Here is a 23,128-nt window from a genome sequence, read left to right on the forward strand (position 1 = left end):
TATTAGTTAATATGTTTTGCATTAATAATAATTACAGGCCTAATAGGCACATCAGAAAAGCCTTTAGAATTACCTGTTGGTAGCTGGCCAATTTTACGAACGACATTCATACCCTCAGTCACTTTGCCAAAAACACAATAGCCGATAGAGTTTGCCTCAGGACCTGTGTAGTTTAAAAAATTGTTGTCTATAAGATTTACAAAAAATTGAGCAGTTGCAGAGTTAGGATCGTTTGTCCTTGCCATAGCAAGAGTTCCTGCGCTATTCAGCAATCCATTATTTGACTCATTAACAATAGGAGGCTGCGTTGCTTTTTCAGACATCTCTCGAGTAAACCCGCCACCTTGGATCATAAAATTACTAATGACCCTATGGAAGATAGTTTCTTTATAAAATCCGTTATTTACATAATATAAAAAATTAGTAACTGTTTTTGGAGCCTTTTCAGGGTAGAGCTCAATCTTGAAGTTGCCTTGATTAGTTTCGAACTCAACAACTGGATTAGCTGCATGAGCTAAGGGTAAAAATAAGAAAAAAACAAAAACTAATTTGATTAAATTAAGTGCCGCCTTCATACATAATTCTCCATTCATTATTTTCATTAATCCAATACTGCCTTTTATTCATTTTGTTGTTAATTGCAGGGCTTTTATAATCTTGCACGAAATCCACTAAAACAATTTCATTTTCTGTATTCGGATAATCAAAGAATGAAATTTCAGATAGCTCAACAAAGACCTTTTGCTTTTGAGACTGAATGATTCTTTTTCTTTCGGCCCATGAGTCATAATCATCTTTTTCGCTAAAAAAGTTTTTTGAATAAAATTTTAGGTAGCTTTCAGTGTCTTGATTTTCCCATTTTTCTCTCCAACTTTCTATAGCACTAACCAGTGAAATTTTTTTCTCAGTCAAATTTTTATTGTAAGACTCTAAATCTTTTAATGATTGAAAAGAAATAATAATAGGAATTCTGTTGTTATCTAATACGGAAGATAACTTCATTAAATCTGGGTTACTCAATACAATACAACCGTCACTTGCCAGTGGTGTTCGATTATAAGTAGTCTTAGGCGTGCCATGAATCCATATGCCAGAGCCATTTCTTTTATTTTTTTTATCGATTTCATTTGGGTAACTTAAAGGGTAGGCTGCTTCCCCGTAAAAGTCTGATAATGATTCCCTGATTTTTTTTCCTGTAAAGTAAACGCCCACAGGTGTCTTTTTATCGCCTTCATATTGCTTGCCAAAGCCATTTTTACCGATGGACACATAATAATCATCTTTATAAGATAGCTTTCCATTAATATTTTCATATAGATAAAGCCGAGAACTGACTGCGTCCACATAAAAAAGATATTTAACTTTATTATTAAGTTGAGCAAAAATTTTCGGTTCATTCTGAAGATTTAGATTATTAAGGTATCTTTCAATTCTGACTTTTGCTTCATTTTTTAAATTTTCGACCTCTTCTTTTTTTTCACCTTTAGTCTCATCTCCCATACCATTAATTTGCTTTGCATGAGCTAGAAGTAAGTCCCCTTGAATTAGATAGGCTAACTTAAAATTTGGTGTTTGTTTGATAAGGGCGTCAATAGTTTCAAGCGCCATATCTACTTTACCTTCGGAAATTTCTACTAAAGATTTTACAAGCATCTTTTCTGGTGTTTCATAACTTAATTCAGTAGCATTCAAATTTTTATTCGAGACAAATATTTCTTCGCTTAGGGCTTGAGAGATATTAAAAAGAAATGCCAGGATTAATAAAAAGCAAAATTCTTTTATTAGGAATTTTTTGATGAAATTTTTCATCAATTATTGCTTGCCAGAATACTCTTGCTCAATAAACCAGGCTGAACCCTCTTTTCTTAAAATCAGAGTTTTGCTTGATATTTGACTTAATTTATTTGAAGCATATTTTTGTTTAAAAGTCACTTGTGCAAAACTATTGCCTTTACTTGAGATATTTGTCCCAGAAACTTCAATAGTAATTATGTCCTTACCTATAATTCTATTTCTTCTTGATTCTTGCCAGTCTGAAAAACTCTCTCCATTGGGTGTTTTGAAGTTAGGAGAATATTTAGCTAGGTAGGAAGTAATGTTTTTTGATGACCAAGCTTCAGCCCATTCTGTAACAAAAGATTCGATTTCAGAGTCACTATTGTTAGCCGTATTATTCTTAGTAGAAGGCATTTCCTGAGGCAAATTTTTTGGTGGCTGTGCATTAGAAGTTGGAGCGGGTGAAATTACTGCCTGAGTTTGCTCTGCTACTGGCTTCTTGATGACGTCATTAGTCGCTATTTGGACTGGCTGCGAGATAGGGGCAACTGGTGCTTTAATATCATTTGCATTAAATAGTTTTTTTATGAGAGATAGCTTTGTTTTAGCTTGTACATTTGTCTTATCAATTTCTAAAGCTTTGTTGTAGGCAACTGTTGCGCGTTTAGTATAAAGATCGCCCAAGTTGACATGAGCCGTTGAATAGCTAGGGTGAGTTTTGATGGCTGATTCAAGAGCTTTTTGTGCCTTATCATAGTCGCCTAGTTCAGCATAGAGAACTGCTAGATTATTAAATGGCTCAGGAAGACTAGGATGTTTTTCAGTAAGGTAAGTGAATGCTTGTATAGCTTCGTTGTATTTTCCAAGCTCAGCCTTCACAACGCCTTTAATAAAGATAATCTGAGGGTCATTAGGGTTCGCTTTAAGATATTGGTCTATTTGTTGAGCGGCTTTTTCTTTTTCACCCTTTTCAATTAGCTGCATAATCGATTTGAAATCATCGGCCGCGTTAATTTCATTTACTATGAAAAATGTAGATAAGGATAAAAGGATAAACAGTAAAAAACCTTTTAAATTCTTAATATTAGAACATTCGTTTTTTTGAGGCATGGTATGATTTACTTAATAAATTTAGCATAATTCTACCAAATAGCACCCTTATCATCTATATGTTATTTATGAATAAGCCCTTCACCATTCCTTTGTTATTCTTAAGCTCACAAGCTTATTTGCAATGATTAAAATCTATAACACCCTTTCAAAAAATAAAGAGACTTTTAAGCCTATCCAAGAAGGGCAAGTGAATATCTATGTATGTGGAATGACTGTCTACGACTTATGTCATATTGGGCATGCGCGTGTGATGGTTATTTTTGACGTGGTAAGGCGCTGGTTTGATATTTTAGGATATAGCGTGAATTACGTTAGAAATATTACTGATATAGACGATAAGATTATCAATCGCTCCATTCAAAACAATGAGTCCATAGAAAGTCTCACGCAAAGATATATAAGTGAAATGAATGCTGATGCGAAAGCGCTCGGTGTTATGAGTCCTTCAAAAGAGCCAAAAGCAACAGAGCATATTCAAGACATGCTTTCTATGATTCAGACATTGATTGAAAAGCAGTTCGCTTATGTTGCTAAAAATGGAGATGTTTTTTATTCAGTAAGATCTTTTAAGGAGTATGGAAAATTATCGGGCAAATCAATAGAAGATTTACGTGCGGGCGAGAGGGTTGATATCGACAGAAATAAGCATGATGAACTAGATTTTGTTTTATGGAAGTCCGCAAAACCTAATGAGCCCAGTTGGGATTCACCTTGGGGTAAAGGAAGGCCGGGCTGGCATATTGAATGTTCAGCTATGAGCTCTCATTATCTTGGCCATCATTTTGATATTCATGGAGGCGGGCAAGATCTTCAATTTCCCCATCATGAAAATGAAATAGCTCAATCTGAAGCTGTTCATGATTGCAAGATGGCTAATTATTGGATGCATAACGGTTTTGTACGAGTTGATGATGAAAAAATGTCTAAGTCTTTAGGAAACTTTTTCACCATTCGGACAGTGCTTGAAAAATTTGATCCAGAGGTAGTCAGATTTTTTATTTTAAGAGCACATTACCGAAGCCCACTCAATTATTCAGATGCACATCTTGATGATGCAAAATTAGCGTTACAAAGACTGTATGTAAGCTTAAGAGGTTTTAAGATTGAGGATTCTGATGTGGATTGGCGCCATCCATTAGCCCATAAATTCAAGGAAGCTATGGATGATGACTTTAACACACCAGAGGCTATCTCTATTTTATTTGAATTAGCAAATGAAATAAATAAAAGTAAATCTGCACCACTCGCTGATTTGCTTAGAGCCCTTGCGAAGACAATTGGCCTTCTCGAAAAAGATCCAGAGACCTTCCTGAAGGGCGATGAAAAAATTTCTCTTAATATTGATATGTTAATTTTACAAAGATATGAAGCGAAAACTAACAAAAATTTTAAGGAAGCAGATCGGATTAGATCTTTATTGCTTGAAAGTGGCATTGTTTTAGAAGATACCCCTCAAGGGACTATTTGGAGAAAAGAATAAGCTATGCCAGTTAACCTTAAAACACTCACAATCGATTCTATTTCCCCCATTAAAGGTATATCACTTGGGACTGCTAAAGCACATATTAAAAAACCTAACCGAAAAGATTTGCTTTTAGTCACTATTGCAGAAGGCTCAAAAGTTGCGGGTGTATTTACGCAAAATGCATTTTGTGCGGCACCTGTAATTCTTTGTAAGGAGCATTTAAAAAATGCATCTGGAATTCGTGCACTCATTATTAATACAGGCTGCGCTAACGCAGGCACTGGAGAAGAGGGTATTTTAAAAGCGAAAGAAACGTGCCAAGCTGTCAGCGAAATTCTGTCAATCAATTCAGAACAAGTTTTACCATTTTCAACAGGCGTTATTTTAGAAAGTCTACCTATTGATAAAATTAAAAGTGGATTGCCAGATACAGTAAAAAACTTAGATTCAGCGCATTGGATAGATGCAGCAGAAGCTATTATGACTACAGATATTGCTCCAAAAGCGGCATCGAGAAAAATAAAGATTCAAGATAGAGAAATTTTTATTTCTGGTATAAGTAAAGGTTCAGGGATGATTCATCCAAACATGGCTACCATGCTGTCATTTATTGCAACAGATGCTTCTATCAATCAAATCCTGCTTGATAAACTTCTTAAAGAGGTGACGCAGCAATCATTTAATTGCATTACTGTTGACGGCGATACATCTACTAATGATTCATTCATTCTCATTGCAACAGGGCAAGCAGGACATCATGAAATCAGCCAAGAAGACAAAGACTATAAGGCTCTTAAGGATGCCATTGGTGAAGTTGCAATTGAATTAGCGCAGGCCATTGTGAGAGATGGTGAAGGTGCTACGAAATTTATTACTATTCAAGTCGAATCAGGTCTTGATGATGCTGAATGTAGAAAAGTAGGCTTTGCAATAGCGCATTCTCCTTTAATTAAGACAGCTTTCTTCGCATCTGATCCCAACTTGGGAAGAATATTAGCTGCCATTGGCTATGCCGGCATAGAATCTCTTGATATCTCAAAAATACAATTGTATTTGGGAAGTATTTTAGTGGCAGAGAAAGGCGGTCGAGCAGCTACCTATTCTGAGGATCAGGGCAAGGGAGTTATGAAGCATCCTGAAATCAGTATGCGAATACTTCTTAATCGAGGTCATGCAAAGGCAACAATATGGACATGTGATTTGTCATATGACTATGTAAAAATAAATGCCGACTATCGCAGTTAAATTGTGAATATTGTGCGCGCAGCTGCAGCTGTTATCCAAAGACATGATGGATTTCTTCTGATGGCCCAAAGGCCTCCTGGACGCGGATGGAGTGGTTGGTGGGAATTTCCGGGCGGTAAGATTGAAATAAATGAATCACCCTTTGAAGCTCTTCAGAGAGAGCTTCAGGAAGAAATTAATATTTCTGCAAATGATGCGACGTTATGGTTTGAACGAAGTTACATCTATCCAGATAAAAAGGTCTATATCTATTTTTTCAAAGTGACTAATTGGACTGGTCAAATCACATCATGTGAGAATCAATTATTGGATTGGCAAGACCCATCAAGTGTATCAGTCTCCCCAATATTGCCTACTAATTTATTTGTGCTGAAATCTATTTTACTTCCCCCAATTTATGCGATTACAAATATCGAAGAGATGGGTGAGACATTATTTTTTGAGAGATTAAAAATTAAATTAGAAGAAGGCTTGAAGATGATACAGATAAGAGAAAATAATTTACCTTATCAAGACCTAAAAAAAATAGCTAAAAAGATCTTAGATCTGGCGAAGCCTTATCAAGCAAAAGTGTTAATTAATGAAAACGAAAATCTCGCATTAGATATTGGGGCCGACGGTGTTCATTATCCATCACATAGATTAATTAAATTAAAAGATCGGCCAGCCTTTTCAATATGCGGAGCTTCTTGTCACAACATAAAAGAGCTTATGATTGCGCAAAATTTAAATATATCATTTGCTGTATTTTCTCCAGTTCAAAAAACTGAATCACACCCCCTCGCTGAACTGATAGGCTGGGAATTATTTAGTGAATGTACAAATAAACTAGATATACCAATTTATGCCTTAGGTGGACTTAACCAAGCAAGCTTAAAAAAATCCTGGCAATCTGGCGGACACGGCATTGCAATGAAAACGGCAATTTGGAAATAAAATTATTTAATGGTCGCGTCAATTGATTTATCAAAAGATTGATTTTTTTTGTCTTTAAAATGAAATGTAAGTTTAATTTTTTCCCCAGTCTTCAGAGGACCTTTAAAATCCATGAGCATTAAATGACTACCACCGGATTTAAATTCAAAGAGCTTGTTATGATAGATTTTGATTTCATGAGCCATACGCATTTTCATAATGCCTTTCTCTTGGATAGTATTGTGCATCTCAATTGTTTTGATTTTTGGAGAAGTAACCAAAGTCAGTATTAAATCTTCATTACTTAAAAGTGACATATAGGCGACGCTCATGTCATCATTTGCTTCTGCAGAAGCAACCCAAGCATTTTCTATTTTTATATCTGGTGCTGCTAATATTTCTGTCGACATTAGAAATGTAATAACCAATAGGATAAGTTTTAATAATTTCTTAGATAGAGTCTTCATTTAAATCCTCGAGGTTGGTTTCAACAGGAATTTTATAGCCTTCATTGGCCCACTGACCTAAATCCATCAAGCGGCATCGTTCAGAGCAAAAAGGCCTAAAAGCATTAGATAAACTATATTCAACACCATGATTGCATTGGGGGCAGTTTACAAATGTAATCTTTGCGCTCATAACCAGCAAATACTGTATTTAAATTCAATATTTAATTTAACAGGCTCTTTTTTTAATTCTTCATTAAGCCGGTTGAAGAAAACATTGACCGTATATTTATTCGCACTAATTTCAGGATAAATATTTAAAGTCTTTTCAAGCTCAAGCAGGATGAGGTCGAATGTCTTAAGCGGATCAATGGTTTGTTGATGCTTGCCTTCTTTTGCTTTAACTGAATCTACGTGGCATTGATTTCTCAAAATTAATAGAATGATGGAGGCAGCATCTTTAAATACCATGAGAGGTTGCGCCCAGGATTTAAAATCCTCTAATTTTGATTTTCTTGTTTTGTGGGTTGCCCAGTAACGAAAATTTGGAAAATCAACATCTAGAAGCCCACCTGGAGAACTGATCCTTTTTTTTACCTCTTCTAAAAATAAATTGTTATTGAAATTAAAGCCGGGCTTTACATCTATATTTTCTAACTTTTTACGAGCTACTTGTATCTTTAGAATGATTTCTTTAGGATTGAGCTGCCCTTCTTTTAATGCTTGATTCTCTGAGAGGGTTGATTGTTTTTTTTCCTGCCTTTCAAGTTCCTGAAGAAAATCAATTTTTAAATCGGACCTTGATACAAGCTGGACTATTTCAAAAAGTGTATTGAAACAACTAAATTCAAAATAGTCATGTGTATTTTTTAATTGATGTTCAAATTTTTGATAGATCTCTTCAATACGAAGTAATCTTCGAATGCGCTCATTAAGGGGAAATTCAAATGTGATCATATGGGCATTATCGGGTTGATTTTATTTAACGGCAACTAAATTTAAATATTTTTTATGTAATGCTTTAATCGATTCTTCGAGCTTTTCAATTGAACCATCATTAACGACTACATCATCCGCTCTTTCGATACGGTAATTACGACCAACTTGTTGCTCGATGATTGATTGAATAACAGAGGTGTCAATTCCATCTCTTTTTTTAACACGTTCGATTTGATCATTTACCTTACAGTCGATAACAAGTGATCTTGAAATAAGGCTTGTGTATTGGTTTGTTTCAAATAGCAGTGGGATATCAATCACAACGTAAGATTCGTTGGATAACACATTTAGTCTTTTCATAACTTCTTCAAGAATTTTTGGATGAAGAATTTTTTCAAGATTTATTTTTTGATCTTTTTCTGAGAAGATAATTTCTCTTAATTTTTTTCGATCCAAACGATTGCCCTTATCGAATATAGCATCTCCAAATACTAATTTGATTTCTTGTATAGCTTGGTGGCTTGTGTCTGTAATTTCTTTTGCAATATTATCGAGATCAATCACTTTAATATTTAAAGATTCAAATATTTTCAGCGCTTCACTTTTACCTGATCCAATGCCGCCAGTCATCCCAATAATAAACATCATGTACCTTAAACTTTTTTAAATATTATGAATAAATTTACTTGAAATTATAGAATTAATCACCATTAATAGATCATGAATGATTTAAACTATGACTTATGAATGAATTGCAAAATATACCTAACAACTTAACTCCACCAGAAGAGCAATCTGCTTGGGCCGATTTAGTGATTTGTCGAGTAGAGGTTGATTTACCTAATTGGCTTTCACAGCTTGCAGGCGGCAACAATTGGCAAGTTTACTCTGAATCAGAATATGATCACTCCATTAGCTTCCTGTTGCGACAAGGCAAGAAGGAGGCCGAAGTGACTTTGTTCAACAATGGCTATGCGCAAGTTGATCTTAACGGCAAATCGATTTTTGATGGATCCATTACCTCAGGCGCCAATAAATGTGCGCATCTAAGTTATTACCGTGCCGATAATGGCGACCCTATTGTTCTAAATTAGTAATCTCTCGAGGTTACAAATTGTGTGAGCTCTAATAAAGCGTCTTTATACACAGAAGGTGCAATGTGTTGAATAAGCTTTTCAGCTTGTTCTATTTCTTCTTTTGCGAGTTGCCTTACGTAATCGAGCGCCTTAGTTTCTTCAACAGCATTCAAAACACTTTCTAACTCTGTTAACCCGCCATTTTCAATGACAGCTCTAATAATATTTTTTTGTTGGGCATTCCCTTTTTTCATAGCAAATAAAAGAGGTAGGGTAGGTTTACCTTCTGCAAGATCGTCCCCTAGATTTTTACCTATATCGTCAGGGTTGCCTGATAAATCGAGGACATCATCTATAAGCTGAAAAGCAATTCCCATATGCTTACCAAATTGGGCTAGCGCTTTAATATCAGAATCGTGAGCGCCACCGATAATGGCCCCCAGTTCGGCTGCAGATTCAAACAATTTAGCAGTTTTGTAATATACAACTTTTAAGTAATCCTCATCTTTAATAGAGGCGTTATGAATATTTAAAAGTTGCAATACTTCACCTTCTGCAATGGTATTTGTAGTGTTGGCTAATACTTCCATGACTTTCATATGATTGATTTTGACCATCATTTGAAATGCTCTAGAGTAAATAAAATCCCCCACCAAAACACTCGCAGAATTTCCAAAAATGGTATTTGCGGTTTTGTGATTTCTTCGTTTCGTGGATTGATCTACAACATCATCATGTAGGAGTGTGGCGGTATGAATAAACTCGATCACCGCGGCCAATTCATGATGCTCTTTTTGAATGGGACCAAATAAGCCACCCACTAAAAGTAGAGTGCTAGGCCTTAGTCGTTTACCACCCCCTTGAATAATATGCCCTGCAACTTGGTTGATCAGTGGCACTTCAGAATGAAGAGAAGAGCGAATAACCTCATTCACAGCTAATAAATCACTTTTAATTGGGGATAAAATGGCGCTAAGAGTCACAAAAACAAGGCTTAAATGTTATTAAAGACATATTTTAACATAGCGCTCTTTCCGTGGTTTGCGACCAAAAAACCCTTATCTTTATCCCCGAAGAGTTTGCTTAACAGGTCTAATTTAAGTATAATTCGCGATTCTTTTAAAGTTGTTAAAGTTTGAGGTTTTATCATGTACGCAGTAATTAAAACAGGTGGTAAGCAATATCGCGTTAATCAAGGCGATAAGCTTAAGATTGAAAAAATAGCAGGTGATGTAGGGGCGAATGTCGTTCTAGATCAAATTTTAACAGTCGTTGATGGTGATAATGTGACTATAGGCTCGCCCATTGTAAGAGGCGCTAGCGTTACTGCCACCGTAGTGAGCCACGGACGTCATGATAAAGTGACAATTTTTAAAATGCGCCGTAGAAAACACTACCGCAAGTCTCAAGGTCATAGACAAAGCTTTACTGAGATTCAAATCGATAAAATATCAGCTAAATAATTTAAGGATTAATCATGGCACATAAAAAAGCAGGCGGAAGTTCAAGAAACGGTCGTGACTCCCAAGCTAAACGCCTAGGCGTAAAGGCTTTCGGTGAGACAGTTGTTTCAGCTGGTAGCATTATCGTTCGCCAACGTGGCACCAAAATGCACCCTGGCGTGAATGTAGGCATGGGCAAAGATCACACTCTTTTTGCAAAGGCTGACGGTAAGGTAACCTTTACCATCAAAGGCGCATTAAAACGTAAAACCGTTAATATTGTTCCAGTCTAAGCAATCCTAAGATTCTTTAAAGCCCTGTCAGTTGATAGGGCTTTTTTATTTGGTAAATTGATAATATGAAATTCATAGACGAAGCAACCATTAAAATTTACGCAGGCGATGGCGGCAATGGCATTGCAACATTTCGTCGTGAAAAATACGAACCTATGGGAGGCCCAAGTGGTGGAGATGGCGGTCGGGGCGGCTCTGTATTTTTTGAAGCAGATCAAAATTTAAATACGCTTGTTGACTATCGCTATACCCGAACCTTAAAAGCACAAAGAGGTGAGAATGGACGCAGTGCGGAATGTTATGGCGCGAAGGGTGAGGATTTAATATTACGAGTGCCTGTCGGCACGGTGATCTCAGATAAAGCGACTGGCGATTCCTACGCTGATTTAAGCCATCATGGGGACAGGGCTCTTTTAGCCAAAGGCGGCAAAGGCGGTCTTGGCAATATTCATTTTAAATCGAGTATTAATCGAGCGCCGAGACAATGCACTAAGGGTGAGCCTGGAGAAGAGTTCGAGCTTTATCTTGAACTTAAAGTATTAGCCGATGTGGGTCTCCTGGGCATGCCAAATGCGGGTAAGTCCACCTTTATAAGATCTGTATCAGCTGCGAAACCAAAAGTAGCGGACTATCCTTTTACAACATTGCACCCTAATTTAGGCGTGGTGAGAGTAGGTGAGAATCAAAGTTTTGTGATTGCCGATATTCCTGGCCTTATTGAAGGCGCTTCAGAGGGCGCTGGTTTAGGACATCAATTCTTAAGACATCTTGCGAGAACTACAATACTCTTACATTTAGTTGATATCGCACCTTTTGATCCTGCGATCAATCCAGTTGATGAAGCGCGCGCGATTGTGAATGAATTAAAAAAATATGATGAGCTTTTATATCAAAAACCACGCTGGTTGATATTAAATAAAATTGATATGGTGGAAGATGTTGCAGATAAGGTGAAAGCATTTGTTAAATCTTTTGGTTGGTCAGGTCCTGTATATTCAATCTCCGCAATTAAGGGAGTTGGTTGTAAAGAGCTTACATATGACATCATGACCTTTATTGAAGAGAATAAAAAAATTCAAAATGAAATCGTTATTAGCGAATAGTCATCGCATTATTATTAAAGTGGGCTCTAGCCTACTCACCAACCACGGTGAAGGGTTAGATCAAAAAGCTATTGCTTCATGGGTAGAGCAGATCGCTCATCTTGTTAAATCAGGCAAAGAAATTGTTTTGGTTTCAAGTGGCGCCGTCGCTGAAGGCATGCAAAGACTTGGTTGGAAAGTAAGACCAACTTTAATTAATGAATTACAAGCAGCAGCGGCTATTGGTCAAATGGGTTTAGTACAAATTTATGAAAAGAATTTTTCACAGCACGCATTAAAAGCTGCACAGATTTTATTAACGCATGATGATCTTGCTGATCGGAAAAGATATCTCAATGCGCGCTCTACATTAAATACACTTTTAGAACTTAAAGTGATTCCAATTATCAACGAAAACGACACAGTAGTGACGGATGAAATTCGTTTTGGTGATAACGATACACTGGCTTCATTAGTCGCTAATCTTATTGAAGCCGACCTCTTAATCATTTTGACAGATCAACCAGGACTATTTTCCGAAGACCCAAGAAAAAATAAAGAAGCTAAGCTTATTCATCATGGTATTGCAGGTGACCTATCTCTAGAAGTAATGGCTGGTGGTGCAGGCTCTTCAATTGGTACAGGCGGTATGCTCACTAAAGTTTTAGCAGCTAAACGCGCATCTAGAAGTGGCGCGCATACGATCATTGCATCTGGTAAAGAAGCAAATGTTTTAATTCGACTGAATCAAGGTGAAACCATAGGGACTCATCTAGAAAGCAAACAATTAAAAGTTGCAGCAAGAAAACAATGGCTTGCCGATCATTTGCAATTAAGAGGTAAGTTGATATTAGATGATGGCGCTGTCGACGCACTTAAAAAAGAAGGTAAAAGTTTATTGCCTATTGGTGTTATTTCGGTTGAAGGAGATTTTGATCGAGGAGAAGTTGTGGTTTGTTTGGATACAAAGGGTGGAGAGATTGCGCGTGGACTCATTAATTATAATGCAGCCGAAACAAAAAAAATTATGGGCAAGTCTACAAATTTGATAGAAAATTTATTAGGTTATATTGATCAACCTTCTTTGATTCATCGAGATAATTTAATTTTACTTTAAGATTTTTAAAGGGAGTTTTGTATGTCAGAAAATAAAAAACTTGTCGCCATTATTATGGGATCTGACAGTGATTGGCCGGTGATGAAATTTGCAGCACAGATGCTTGCAGATTTTGATGTGCCTTATGAAGCTAAAGTTATTTCAGCGCATCGAACGCCAGATTTGATGTTTAAATTTGCTGAACATGCCTCACAAGAAGGTTATCAAATTATCATTGCAGGCGCAGGAGGTGCAGCTCATCTGCCTGGCATGGTTGCTTCTAAAACCACATTACCCGTATTAGGCGTTCCGATTCCTTCAAAACATCTTCAAGGCCAAGATTCTTTATTATCTATTGTACAAATGCCAAGAGGTATTCCTGTAGCAACTTTTGCTATCGGTGAAGCAGGGGCTGCAAATGCAGGCCTTTTTGCAGTATCTATTTTGGCGCATGAAAATAAAACATTAGCTAAAAAGCTTGAAGTGTTTAGAGAGAAGCAAGCTAAAAAAGTTATCGATATGAATTTGTCGGAGAAGCCTTGAGTCAACTAGATCAACCGCTTTTACCTTCAGCTATGCTTGGCATTCTTGGAGGCGGCCAGTTAGGTCGTTTTTTTGTGATTGCAGCCCATGAGATGGGCTTCAAGGTTACTGTATTAGATCCGGATCCAAAAAGTCCTGCAGGGGCTATTGCAGATATTCATTTATGTAAGTCTTATGATGATGTTTCGGCATTGGAAGTCATGAGAAACACATGTCAAGGCGTAACCACTGAATTTGAAAATGTTCCTGCAGACAGTATGGAATTCTTATCAAAAAAGATACATGTAAGCCCTTCACCAGAGTCTGTAAGAGTGGCCCAGTATCGCGTTCTTGAAAAAACTTTTTTAAAAGAATCAGGGCTTCCTGTAGGTCCTTTTGAAATCATTCGAGAAGACAAAGATATACCTTCAGATACTTCTTCTATTTATCCTGCTATTTTAAAAGTCGCTCGCTTTGGTTATGACGGCAAAGGTCAAGCAAGAGTTGCTTCACAAAAAGAAGTGATAGTGGCTTTTCATCAATTCTCAAGTCAGGAATGTGTTTTAGAAAAAATGCTTCCTTTAGATATGGAAGTTTCTTTAGTTTTGGCGAGAGATCAATTAGGCCATATGGAGACATTTAGTGTAGCGGAGAATATTCATACTAACGGTATTTTAGATATCTCCATTGTGCCGGCTCGCTCAACACAATTGATTAATGATTTAGTGGACCAACTTGCAAAGCAAGTAGCTCAAGCGCTTAATTATGTAGGCGTGTTGGGTGTTGAATTCTTTATTAGCGAGGGTAAGGTTTTTGTAAATGAGATTGCTCCTAGACCCCATAATTCTGGTCATTACACCATTGACGCCTCTGTGACGAATCAATTTGAACAGCAAGTGAGAGTGCTAGCAGGTCTTCCTCTTGGAAACCCTAGACTTCATTCATCCGCTGTCATGGTTAATCTCTTAGGTGATGTCTGGACAAAAAATGGACAAAAAGAACCTGACTGGGGTATGGCCAGTAATGAATCCGGTTTAAAAATGCATCTTTATGGAAAACATGAAGCAAGACCAGGCCGAAAGATGGGCCACTTTACCGTATTAGATAAAAACTTAGATATAGCTTTCGATAAGGCTATAAAGGTAAGAAAGCTTTTGGGGATTGCTTAGATCAAAGAGAGAATCTCTCTTTGAAATTAAGCCATTGATTTGATTGCTGCGTTTAAGCGTTGCTTATGACGTGACGCTTTGTTTTTATGAATAATCTTTTTATCAGCGATACGGTCAATAACTGAAACGTTTTCTTGGAAAGATGTTTTCGCAGCTGTTTTATCACCAGTTTGAATTGCTTTTAAAATCTTTTTAATTGCAGTACGCAAAGTTGAACGCAAACTTGCATTGTGAGCTCGTTGCTTCGTTGCTTGGCGGGCACGTTTTCTAGCTTGTGCGGTATTTGCCATGTTTATCCTTTAGTTAATATCTTTTATTACGAAGGCGAGAATTTTAGCGATATTTGAGGTTTTATACAAGATAAAACGCTCATTTTAGCCCTAAATTTAAGTCATATCCCCTTGATGTTCTAAGCTTATCAATATTTTTGTCGGAAACCTTGATAAAACGACCTCCATGTTAAAATCTTTGTAATTTAGTGACACTTAAATAGATAAATTCAATGAATCTTCTTAAAGCACTCGCAACCGTCGGAAGCATGACTTTCGTATCAAGAATTTTAGGTTTTGTGAGGGATAGCTTGATAGCCAAAATCTTTGGCGCGGGTATGGAAACAGATGCTTTTTTTGTGGCTTTCAAAATTCCCAATCTATTAAGGCGCATTTCAGCAGAGGGCGCTTTCTCCCAAGCCTTTGTCCCCATCCTTGCTGAGTATAAAAACAAACGTAGTTATGAGGCGACACACCTCTTGATTAATCATGTATGTTCATTATTAAGTCTTTTTCTAATAGCGATTACATGCATTGGTATTTTTGCGGCACCTTGGCTTGTCTATATTAGTGCGCCAGGTTTTATTGAGCATTCTGAAAAGTTTCAGCTCACTGTTGATTTATTAAGGATCACCTTTCCTTATATCTTTTTTATTTCCTTAGTGTCTATGGCTGGCGGCATTCTGAACACTTTCAATAAATTCTCAGTGCCTGCTTTAACGCCTGTATGGCTTAATTTGTCTTTTATTTTTGCAGCATTATTTTTTGCCGATTATTTTGATCGGCCTATTCTCGTATTGGCTTGGGCTGTATTTGTTGGAGGTGTCCTCCAGTTAATTTTTCAGATTCCCTTCTTAAGAGAAATTGGGTTTATTCCTAAATATCAATTGGATCTTAAAGATGAAGGTGTATGGAGAATTATTAAACTCATGGGACCTGCAATTTTCGGGGTATCTATTGCGCAACTATCTTTGCTTATTAATACTATCTTTGCATCATTTCTCGAGACCGGAAGTATTTCATGGTTGTATTATGCGGATCGACTCATGGAGTTTCCAGCAGGCGTTTTAGGAGTAGCACTGGGCACGATTTTACTTCCAAGTCTTTCGAAATCTTTTTCAGGCAAAGATCAAAAAGAATACTCAGGCTTACTTGATTGGGGGCTACGACTCACTTTTATTCTTGCAGCGCCTGCGGCTGTTGCATTGGCTGTGTTATCACTCCCTTTAATTGCAACCTTATTTCACTATGGCGCTTTTAATACGCATGACGTTTTGATGACCCAACAAGCTACCATTGCATACAGCTTTGGACTGATGGGCCTCATCATGATTAAAGTATTAGCACCTGGATTTTACGCAAGACAGAATATTAAAACGCCAGTCAAAATTGCACTATTTACTTTATTCTCGACACAGTTCATGAATATGATATTTATTGGGCAGTTTAAACATGCAGGTTTGGCGCTCGCGATTGGTTTAGGAGCATGCCTAAATGCAAGTCTTCTTTATTATCATTTAAGAAAAGGTAATTATTACAAACCACATGCAGGATGGGGGCAATTTTTAATAAAACTTTTTGTGGCTTTAGTTTTAATGGGCCTCACCTTGTTTTATTTAAAAGGAGATTCAACGCTTTGGCTTGAGTATTCTATTTCAAAAAGATTGATTTACTTAGTGATGCTCATTCTTGCCGGGTCTGTTGTTTACTTTGGTTCACTATGGATGATGGGATTAAGACTTCAATCATTCATTCGAAGAGCTATTTAAGTTTTTGTGATGCAAGTCTTTCGCCATTTTCCACTAAGTTTAGAAACGCCTATTGGCCTGACTATTGGCAATTTTGATGGTGTACATATAGGTCATCAAGCGCTTATTCAAAAACTTATAGAGGAATCTATAAGAAGAAAAATTACACCATCGGTGATGACTTTTGAACCGCATCCCAAAGAATTCTTTGTGCCCAAAAATGCACCTACTCGACTTACGAGCTTAAGAGAAAAGCTAGAGTTTTTTTTAAGCTGTGGCGTTCAAAATGTTTTTGTTTGTGCTTTTAATAAAAATTTTGCAGGTATTTCTAGTGAAGTGTTTATGCATCAAATATTAAAAGAGCAATTAAAAACAAAAATCATCATCGTCGGAGATGATTTCCGTTTTGGAGCGCAGCGACTAGCAGGCATAAAAGACTTAAGAAAAAGTGGATTTGAATTATTCGAAATTCCAGAAATTAATGTGAAAGGCAAGCGCGTATCAAGTACGTCAATTAGAGAAGCGCTTAATGCGGGCCGTATTAAGTCAGTCACTGCATTCTTAGGAAGGCCTTACACGATTAGTGGAAAAGTGGTTGAAGGTGACAAGCGCGGAAGGCAAATGGGCTTCCCAACTGCTAATATTCATATGAAGCATACGAGACCGGCGCTAACAGGGGTATATGCGGTAAAATTAGGAAATAGAAATGGCGTTGCTAATCTTGGAATCAGACCTACAGTTGCAGGCATCCCGAAACTTTTGCTAGAAGTTCATTTGCTTAATTTCAATGAAGATATTTATGGGCAGCATGTTCAGGTGACTTTTCTGGAAAAGATTAGAGATGAAATGAAATTTGAAAATATTAATGCACTCATTGAACAGATTAAAAAAGACGTAATACATGCAACACGTTTTTTTGAAAAATAAAATATATGACCGAAGAAAATAAATATCAACTAAATTTGCCAGACACGCCATTTCCCATGCGAGGAGATCTTGCTAAAAGAGAGCCTCTTTGGGTAAAGCGCTGGCAGGAACTTAAGCTTTATCAAAAAATTAGACAAAAAAGAAAAGGTGCTAAGAAATTCATTTTGCATGATGGCCCGCCTTATGCAAACGGAGATATTCATATTGGGCATGCTGTTAATAAAATCTTAAAAGATATTATTGTTAAATCCAAAACCTTATCTGGGTTTGATGCACCATATGTCCCAGGGTGGGATTGTCATGGACTTCCAATTGAGCTTGTTGTGGAAAAATTGCATGGCAAAGATATTGATCCTAAAAAATTTAGAGAACTCTGTCGCGAATATGCAGCAACGCAAGTTGAAAAACAAAAAAATGATTTTATACGTTTAGGCATATTAGGGGATTGGAATCAACCCTACCTCACAATGAATTTTGAAACCGAAGCGGATATCATGAGATCGCTCGGACATATTCATCAAAATGGATACCTCTACCAAGGAAGTAAGCCTGTGCATTGGTGTGTTGATTGTGGTTCAGCATTAGCTGAGGCTGAAGTGGAGTATGAAGATAAAACTTCACCTACGATTGATGTGGGGTTTAAAGTTACAGACGGCGATATTTTAAAAAATATATTCAATGTTAAAGAAGTAAAAGATACATTCGCAGTTATTTGGACAACGACACCTTGGACGCTTCCAGCAAACCAGGCTGTATGCGTTCATCCTGAATTAAATTATGGTTTATATAGCACTGAAAAAGGTAATCTTATCCTTGCTGAAGATTTGGCTGAAAAAAATCTTACGCATTATGGCTTTGAATCTTTCAAGAAATTAGCCTCATGCAAAGGTCAAGCTTTAGAGCACCTCCAACTCAGCCACCCGTTTTATAAAAAAAATGTACCTATCATATGTGGCGACCACGTTACTCTGGAAGCTGGAACTGGGCTAGTCCATACAGCCCCTGCACATGGGCTAGAGGACTATGCGGTTGGTATGCAATATCAATTGCCTGTAGATAATCCAGTCAATGAAGAAGGAAAGTTTTATTCTTTTGTAGAGCAGTTTGCAGGTGAAAGTATTTGGGAGGCCAATAAAAAAATTATTGAAACATTAGACGCGAATCAATGCTTATTTGCTTCTAAGAAATTATCACATAGCTACCCACATTGTTGGCGCCACAAAACACCAGTAATTTTTAGAGCTACACGCCAATGGTTTGTTGGCATGAATCAAGAAAATAATAAAAAGACATTACGTGAGAAAGCAAACGAAGCAGTCAGTCATACCACTTTCTATCCTGAATGGGGGAAGGCGCGCTTAGAGGCTATGATTAAAAATCGTCCTGACTGGTGCGTTTCGCGCCAAAGAAATTGGGGCGTTCCTATGCCACTTTTCGTTCATAAAGAAACTTACGAGTTACATCCACGCACCCATGAACTAACTGAATTAGTTGCTAAAGAAGTTGAGAAAGCAGGTATCGAAGCTTGGTTTAATTTAGATGCTAAAGCATTACTTGGCGAAGATGCTAATCAATATAAAAAAATAAGCGACACATTAGATGTATGGTTTGATTCAGGAACGACACATGCTTCTGTTCTAAAAAAACGTGAAGACCTATCTTATCCAGCTGATCTTTATCTAGAGGGTTCAGATCAACATCGGGGTTGGTTCCAATCAAGCTTACTCACAGGCTGTGCAATCGATGGAAGAGCACCTTATGAATCACTTCTAACGCATGGTTTCGTTGTTGATGGCAGCGGTCATAAGATGAGTAAATCTAAGGGAAATGTCGTAGCACCGCAAAAAGTCATGGATCAATATGGGGCTGACATTTTAAGATTCTGGGTAGCTTCCACAGACTATTCTGGCGAACTTACTATTTCAGACGAAATTTTAAAGCGAGTTGCTGAAGGGTATAGACGTATACGAAATACCTTACGCTTTTTGCTAGCCAACCTTGGCGACTTTGATGCTAAAAAAGATTTACTTCCTGTAAAGGAATGGCTATCGATAGATCGCTATGCACTGTATTTAACTCATCAGCTTCAAGAACGTATTAAAAAAGACTATACATCTTATGAATTTCATTTAGGCATGCAAAAATTTGTAAGCTTTTGCTCTGAGGATTTGGGTGGATTCTATCTTGATATTTTGAAAGATCGTCTTTATACATCAGCAGAAAATTCAAAAGCAAGACGAGCTGCCCAAAGCGCAATCTTCCATATTACACATTCCTTAATGCAATTGATGGCACCTGTTCTCAGCTTTACAGCAGATGAAATTTGGCAGATTCTCATGCCAGAAAGTGATGAGCTAGTATTTATGGATACATGGTATGACCTACCACCTCACGATTTGAACGCAAGGGAATTGCTTGCATGGGAGCATATTATTCATGTACGTGCAATTGCTAATAAAAAAATTGAAGAGTTGCGTGAAAAAGGATTAGTAGGCTCTTCACTTCAGGCTGAGATTGATATCTACGCTTCAGGTGAAATTTATCAATCTTTAGAGACGCTTCATGAAGATCTTAAGTTTTCGATGATTACTTCGCGTGCAAAACTTCATGAAAGACAAGGCGATCTTCATATTGATGTCTTTGCAAGTGAACATAAAAAATGTGATCGATGCTGGCATTATCGCGAAGAAGTTGGATCGCATCATGAACATCCAGCGATTTGCAATCGATGCATCAGTAATCTTTTTGAAAAAGGCGAACTAAGATCGCATGCGTAAATATCTTTCGATTGCTTTAGCGATTGTTATTCTGGATCTCATATCCAAACAATGGATATTTAATCACTTAGATTTAGGAAGTGCTTTAGTGTTGAACTCGTTTCTTAATATTGTGCATTTTCAAAATACGGGAGCAGCCTTTAGCTTTTTGAGTGAAGCCTCCGGTTGGCAGAGGTATTTCTTTATAGGTATTTCATTGGCCGCAATTTTTATCATTACCCGATTAATTCATCAGCGGTTAAAACAGCCACTATTGTGTTTAGCACTTTCTTTTATTCTTGGTGGAGCCATGGGAAACTTATGTGATAGAAGCTATTATGGTTTTGTCATCGACTTCATTTATGTTCACTACGATGCCTTTTATTGGCCAGCATTTAATGTGGCAGATAGTTTTATTTCGACAGGTGTCGGTTTAATTCTTTACGATGCATTTAAAAACAAAAAACCTTTATTGAGTTAATCATACGTGACCGGAAAAAACTAACAGACAGTAAAGGAGTAGATAATATTTTTAATGATCAAGCTTTTACTTCTCTCCCTTATTAACAAAGAACAGGCTATGCACAAATTAAATTCGATTATAAAGTTTTCAGAAAAAATAATATTTTTATTGCTAATCTTTTTCTGTAAGGCAAGTATTTCCCACGAAGGCCATAGTCATGGACCTTCAGTTGTGACCTCGATTTCTTTTGATCAATTAGGAACTCTATGGCGAGTGAGAGAGCAGCAAGGATTTGTTATTGTTGACTCATCAAATGATCAAGGGATTAATTTTTCGAAATCTATAAATGTAAATACCGAATTGCAGCAAATAGGAACATCAGGAGATGCAAAACCTAAAATTGCTATTGGCCCCGAGGGAAATATTTATGTCACATGGACTCAGACTCTTTCAAAGCCTTATACGGGCTATATATGGTTTGCAAAATCAAAAGATCGTGGCAAAACTTTTGAATTGCCTCAGATTGTTCATCAGGATAGGTCAGAAATTACACATCGTTTTGATGCTATCAATGTAAATAAAGATGGGCGAATTTTTGTAGCGTGGGTAGACAAGCGCGATTTAGAAAAAGCCAAACTGCAAAAAAAAGAAAAAGAGTATAAAGGAGCGTCCTTGTATTACGCTGTTTCAGAAAATTTTGGTGAATCATTTAAAATTGAAAGAAAAATTGTTGATAGTAGTTGTGAATGTTGCAGGGTTGCTTTAACTAATGATAGTAAAGGAAACGCCATTGCAATGTGGCGACAGCTTTATGATGGAGGCATTAGAGATCATGCAATAGCTAGGATTGATATGAATGATAATATTGTTGTTAATAGAGCCACTTTCGGTGGTTGGAAAATTGATGCATGCCCCCATCACGGCCCTGCAATATCTAGAGGAGGTGACTGGGGATATCATATGGCTTGGTTTGATGGGGGGGAGAAAGCAGGTTTATTTTATGGACGAATCGATGGCGATGCTTGGGTAAGCTCACCCGCTAAGAGGTTTGGAAATACTAACTTTCAGGCAGGTCACCCATCGCTATTAAGTATCAATGAAAAGGTTTATCTCGCATGGAAAGAGATAAATGAGTCTGGTAATTATATTGTTTTAGCTATTTCAGAGGATGGCGGGAAAAATTGGCTAGAAGCTAAAACAACCAAAAAGACTGAAGGGGCTTCAGACTATCCTGAACTTATTCAATTTAATAAGAAAGCTTTTCTATCCTGGAATACGATTAAAGATGGTTATCAATTATTGGCTCTTGAATAAGTTATATGAAATTAAAGATTCTTTTGTTCCTTTTGTTTTTTTCTAACTTTTCATTTGCATATGAATTTATGCCATTTGAGATCAATTCACGAAATGTTATTGAGAAAAAATATCTCAATCAGCCTTTAATCATTTCTTTTTGGTCAATTGATTGCCCCTATTGTATAGATGATCTTAAAAAGCTCGGTAAAGCTCTTAGTAAAAATAAAAATGTCAAATTAATAACAGTATGTGTAGATGGAAAAGAGTCTGCTAAAAAAGCTGAGAGAATTTTAAATTTGGCACACCTTCCTGAGCATGAACGTTATCTATATGCAGAAGTAGATGAAGATAAGCTTAGATATAGTATTGATCCAACTTGGTATGGTGAGCTTCCTAGGACATACTTTTATGATACAGCTCATCAAGTCACTCCTTTAAGTGGAAAAATCTCTAATTCATTTCTTGATGCATGGCTAAATAAATAGTTTTATAAGATGATCGAAATTTGTCAATTGATCGCCATATTAAAAGAAATCAATTCAATCTGAAACTGATAATCCTCTTGCTAAGCTAAATTTTAGCGGACCATTTTATGGAAAAAGATAAAATTAAAATTGACAGTGTTTCAGGTAAACTTAAATTTAATAAAGTTTAAATAAAGTCTTGCTCATGAAACAGGCCAGCCAAACATTGGCGATCCAAACTTCGGGTCGTCATTTTTATGATGTCACCCAAAAAGTTTTGGATTGGGTAGATCAATCAAATTTTAAAGAGGGCTTACTAACTCTCTATATCCAACACACTTCAGCGAGCCTTCTTATTAACGAAAATTATGATCCCGATGTTTTAGTTGATCTAGAAAGCTTCTTTGAGCGTTTGGTGCTTGATGGGGATCCATTATTTATCCATACAGCAGAAGGCCCAGATGATATGCCAGCGCACATTAGAACTGCTCTAACACAAACAAGTCTCTCGATACCAATTAAGCAAGGTAAAGTTGCCTTAGGCCAATGGCAGGGTGTTTTTTTGTACGAACATCGTTATCAATCTCACGATCGTCGCATCTTAATGCATGTGATTGGTGAATAAG

26 protein-coding genes are annotated in these 23,128 nt (G+C 36.9%); 17 read left to right on the forward strand and 9 right to left on the reverse strand.

All coding sequences use genetic code 11. The features are described 5' to 3' along the window. Positions 1 to 2: 2 nt before the first annotated feature. From BN1208_RS01565 to BN1208_RS01575, 3 genes are all read right to left on the reverse strand, one after another. Positions 3 to 575: a peptidylprolyl isomerase gene (locus tag BN1208_RS01565; protein WP_223259366.1), complete on the reverse strand. Its 573-nt coding sequence runs from the start codon at positions 573 to 575 to the stop codon at positions 3 to 5. Continuing rightward, positions 559 to 1,692, reverse strand: a complete 1,134-nt coding sequence (locus BN1208_RS01570; protein ID WP_162197752.1) for a L,D-transpeptidase family protein — start codon at positions 1,690 to 1,692, stop codon at positions 559 to 561. The genes BN1208_RS01565 and BN1208_RS01570 overlap by 17 nt, the downstream gene beginning before the upstream one ends. Before the next feature lie 120 nt (positions 1,693 to 1,812). Then, positions 1,813 to 2,760, reverse strand: coding sequence for a L,D-transpeptidase Cds6 family protein (locus tag BN1208_RS01575; RefSeq protein WP_162197753.1), 948 nt, complete (start codon positions 2,758 to 2,760; stop codon positions 1,813 to 1,815). A gap of 250 nt (positions 2,761 to 3,010) precedes the next feature. On the opposite strand from BN1208_RS01575, the gene cysS reads away from it, so the two are divergent. From cysS to BN1208_RS01590, 3 genes are read left to right on the forward strand one after another with little or no spacing between them, the layout of a single operon-like run. Beyond that, complete coding sequence (gene cysS / locus BN1208_RS01580; RefSeq protein WP_082092813.1) at positions 3,011 to 4,369, forward strand: cysteine--tRNA ligase; 1,359 nt, start codon at positions 3,011 to 3,013, stop codon at positions 4,367 to 4,369. Positions 4,370 to 4,372: 3 nt separating this feature from the next. Further along, the gene (gene argJ, locus BN1208_RS01585; protein ID WP_046487192.1) at positions 4,373 to 5,599 is read left to right on the forward strand and encodes a bifunctional glutamate N-acetyltransferase/amino-acid acetyltransferase ArgJ; all 1,227 of its coding nucleotides are present in this window, start codon (positions 4,373 to 4,375) and stop codon (positions 5,597 to 5,599) included. A 3-nt stretch (positions 5,600 to 5,602) separates the two neighbouring features. Then, on the forward strand, positions 5,603 to 6,535 hold the full coding sequence (locus BN1208_RS01590; RefSeq protein ID WP_162197754.1) for a Nudix family hydrolase: 933 nt from the start codon (positions 5,603 to 5,605) through the stop codon (positions 6,533 to 6,535). A gap of 2 nt (positions 6,536 to 6,537) precedes the next feature. On the opposite strand, the gene BN1208_RS01595 is transcribed toward BN1208_RS01590, so the two are convergent. The 4 genes from BN1208_RS01595 to coaE are packed head-to-tail and all read right to left on the reverse strand — an operon-like array spanning position 6,538 to position 8,547. Continuing rightward, positions 6,538 to 6,981 (reverse strand): copper chaperone PCu(A)C, encoded by a 444-nt coding sequence (locus tag BN1208_RS01595; protein ID WP_082092814.1) that lies wholly within the window; start codon positions 6,979 to 6,981, stop codon positions 6,538 to 6,540. Beyond that, positions 6,965 to 7,153 carry a DNA gyrase inhibitor YacG gene (locus BN1208_RS01600; protein ID WP_046487200.1) on the reverse strand — a complete coding sequence of 63 codons (189 nt, stop codon included), beginning with the start codon at positions 7,151 to 7,153 and terminating at the stop codon, positions 6,965 to 6,967. Before BN1208_RS01600 ends, BN1208_RS01595 begins: the two co-directional genes overlap by 17 nt. Continuing rightward, positions 7,150 to 7,917: a cell division protein ZapD gene (gene zapD / locus BN1208_RS01605; RefSeq protein ID WP_046487204.1), complete on the reverse strand. Its 768-nt coding sequence runs from the start codon at positions 7,915 to 7,917 to the stop codon at positions 7,150 to 7,152. Before zapD ends, BN1208_RS01600 begins: the two co-directional genes overlap by 4 nt. Positions 7,918 to 7,938: 21 nt before the next feature. Further along, entirely contained in the window at positions 7,939 to 8,547 is a 609-nt protein-coding gene (gene coaE, locus BN1208_RS01610) for a dephospho-CoA kinase (protein WP_046487207.1), read from the reverse strand. 95 nt (positions 8,548 to 8,642) lie between these two features. Here coaE and BN1208_RS01615 point away from each other — a divergent pair, with 95 nt between their 5' ends. Further along, complete coding sequence (locus BN1208_RS01615; protein WP_046487210.1) at positions 8,643 to 8,993, forward strand: hypothetical protein; 351 nt, start codon at positions 8,643 to 8,645, stop codon at positions 8,991 to 8,993. Here the strand turns inward: BN1208_RS01615 and BN1208_RS01620 are convergent. Further along, a complete protein-coding gene (locus BN1208_RS01620; RefSeq protein ID WP_046487212.1) occupies positions 8,990 to 9,958 on the reverse strand; it encodes a polyprenyl synthetase family protein in 969 nt (322 codons plus the stop codon). The genes BN1208_RS01615 and BN1208_RS01620 overlap by 4 nt on opposite strands. A 165-nt stretch (positions 9,959 to 10,123) precedes the next feature. Here BN1208_RS01620 and rplU point away from each other — a divergent pair, with 165 nt between their 5' ends. From rplU to BN1208_RS01650, 6 genes are all read left to right on the forward strand, one after another. Further along, on the forward strand, positions 10,124 to 10,438 hold the full coding sequence (gene rplU / locus BN1208_RS01625; RefSeq protein WP_046487215.1) for a 50S ribosomal protein L21: 315 nt from the start codon (positions 10,124 to 10,126) through the stop codon (positions 10,436 to 10,438). Between the two features lie 14 nt (positions 10,439 to 10,452). After that, on the forward strand, positions 10,453 to 10,710 hold the full coding sequence (rpmA, locus tag BN1208_RS01630) for a 50S ribosomal protein L27 (protein WP_046487216.1): 258 nt from the start codon (positions 10,453 to 10,455) through the stop codon (positions 10,708 to 10,710). A gap of 65 nt (positions 10,711 to 10,775) precedes the next feature. Next, positions 10,776 to 11,813 carry an Obg family GTPase CgtA gene (cgtA, locus tag BN1208_RS01635; RefSeq protein ID WP_046487220.1) on the forward strand — a complete coding sequence of 346 codons (1,038 nt, stop codon included), beginning with the start codon at positions 10,776 to 10,778 and terminating at the stop codon, positions 11,811 to 11,813. Then, the gene (gene proB, locus BN1208_RS01640) at positions 11,791 to 12,909 is read left to right on the forward strand and encodes a glutamate 5-kinase (RefSeq protein ID WP_046487222.1); all 1,119 of its coding nucleotides are present in this window, start codon (positions 11,791 to 11,793) and stop codon (positions 12,907 to 12,909) included. The genes cgtA and proB overlap by 23 nt, the downstream gene beginning before the upstream one ends. A 21-nt stretch (positions 12,910 to 12,930) precedes the next feature. Further along, entirely contained in the window at positions 12,931 to 13,431 is a 501-nt protein-coding gene (purE, locus tag BN1208_RS01645; protein ID WP_046487225.1) for a 5-(carboxyamino)imidazole ribonucleotide mutase, read from the forward strand. Next, entirely contained in the window at positions 13,428 to 14,579 is a 1,152-nt protein-coding gene (locus tag BN1208_RS01650) for a 5-(carboxyamino)imidazole ribonucleotide synthase (RefSeq protein WP_082092815.1), read from the forward strand. The genes purE and BN1208_RS01650 overlap by 4 nt, the downstream gene beginning before the upstream one ends. 26 nt (positions 14,580 to 14,605) lie before the next feature. On the opposite strand, the gene rpsT is transcribed toward BN1208_RS01650, so the two are convergent. Then, positions 14,606 to 14,869 (reverse strand): 30S ribosomal protein S20, encoded by a 264-nt coding sequence (rpsT, locus tag BN1208_RS01655; protein WP_046487228.1) that lies wholly within the window; start codon positions 14,867 to 14,869, stop codon positions 14,606 to 14,608. Between the two features lie 212 nt (positions 14,870 to 15,081). On the opposite strand from rpsT, the gene murJ reads away from it, so the two are divergent. From murJ to BN1208_RS01690, 7 genes are all read left to right on the forward strand, one after another. Beyond that, positions 15,082 to 16,617, forward strand: coding sequence for a murein biosynthesis integral membrane protein MurJ (gene murJ / locus BN1208_RS01660; protein WP_046487230.1), 1,536 nt, complete (start codon positions 15,082 to 15,084; stop codon positions 16,615 to 16,617). A gap of 9 nt (positions 16,618 to 16,626) precedes the next feature. Then, the gene (locus BN1208_RS01665) at positions 16,627 to 17,523 is read left to right on the forward strand and encodes a bifunctional riboflavin kinase/FAD synthetase (protein WP_046487231.1); all 897 of its coding nucleotides are present in this window, start codon (positions 16,627 to 16,629) and stop codon (positions 17,521 to 17,523) included. Positions 17,524 to 17,528: 5 nt separating this feature from the next. Beyond that, positions 17,529 to 20,300 (forward strand): isoleucine--tRNA ligase, encoded by a 2,772-nt coding sequence (gene ileS / locus BN1208_RS01670; RefSeq protein ID WP_046487234.1) that lies wholly within the window; start codon positions 17,529 to 17,531, stop codon positions 20,298 to 20,300. Beyond that, positions 20,293 to 20,760, forward strand: a complete 468-nt coding sequence (gene lspA / locus BN1208_RS01675; RefSeq protein ID WP_046487236.1) for a signal peptidase II — start codon at positions 20,293 to 20,295, stop codon at positions 20,758 to 20,760. Before ileS ends, lspA begins: the two co-directional genes overlap by 8 nt. Before the next feature lie 54 nt (positions 20,761 to 20,814). Continuing rightward, positions 20,815 to 22,056 carry an exo-alpha-sialidase gene (locus tag BN1208_RS01680; RefSeq protein ID WP_231854583.1) on the forward strand — a complete coding sequence of 414 codons (1,242 nt, stop codon included), beginning with the start codon at positions 20,815 to 20,817 and terminating at the stop codon, positions 22,054 to 22,056. A gap of 5 nt (positions 22,057 to 22,061) precedes the next feature. After that, complete coding sequence (locus tag BN1208_RS01685; RefSeq protein ID WP_052734601.1) at positions 22,062 to 22,523, forward strand: TlpA family protein disulfide reductase; 462 nt, start codon at positions 22,062 to 22,064, stop codon at positions 22,521 to 22,523. Positions 22,524 to 22,707: 184 nt separating this feature from the next. Next, the gene (locus BN1208_RS01690) at positions 22,708 to 23,127 is read left to right on the forward strand and encodes a secondary thiamine-phosphate synthase enzyme YjbQ (protein ID WP_046487240.1); all 420 of its coding nucleotides are present in this window, start codon (positions 22,708 to 22,710) and stop codon (positions 23,125 to 23,127) included. Position 23,128 lies beyond the last annotated feature (1 nt).

The sequence above is a fragment of the Candidatus Methylopumilus planktonicus genome, assembly GCF_000981505.1.
Lineage (GTDB): Bacteria > Pseudomonadota > Gammaproteobacteria > Burkholderiales > Methylophilaceae > Methylopumilus > Methylopumilus planktonicus.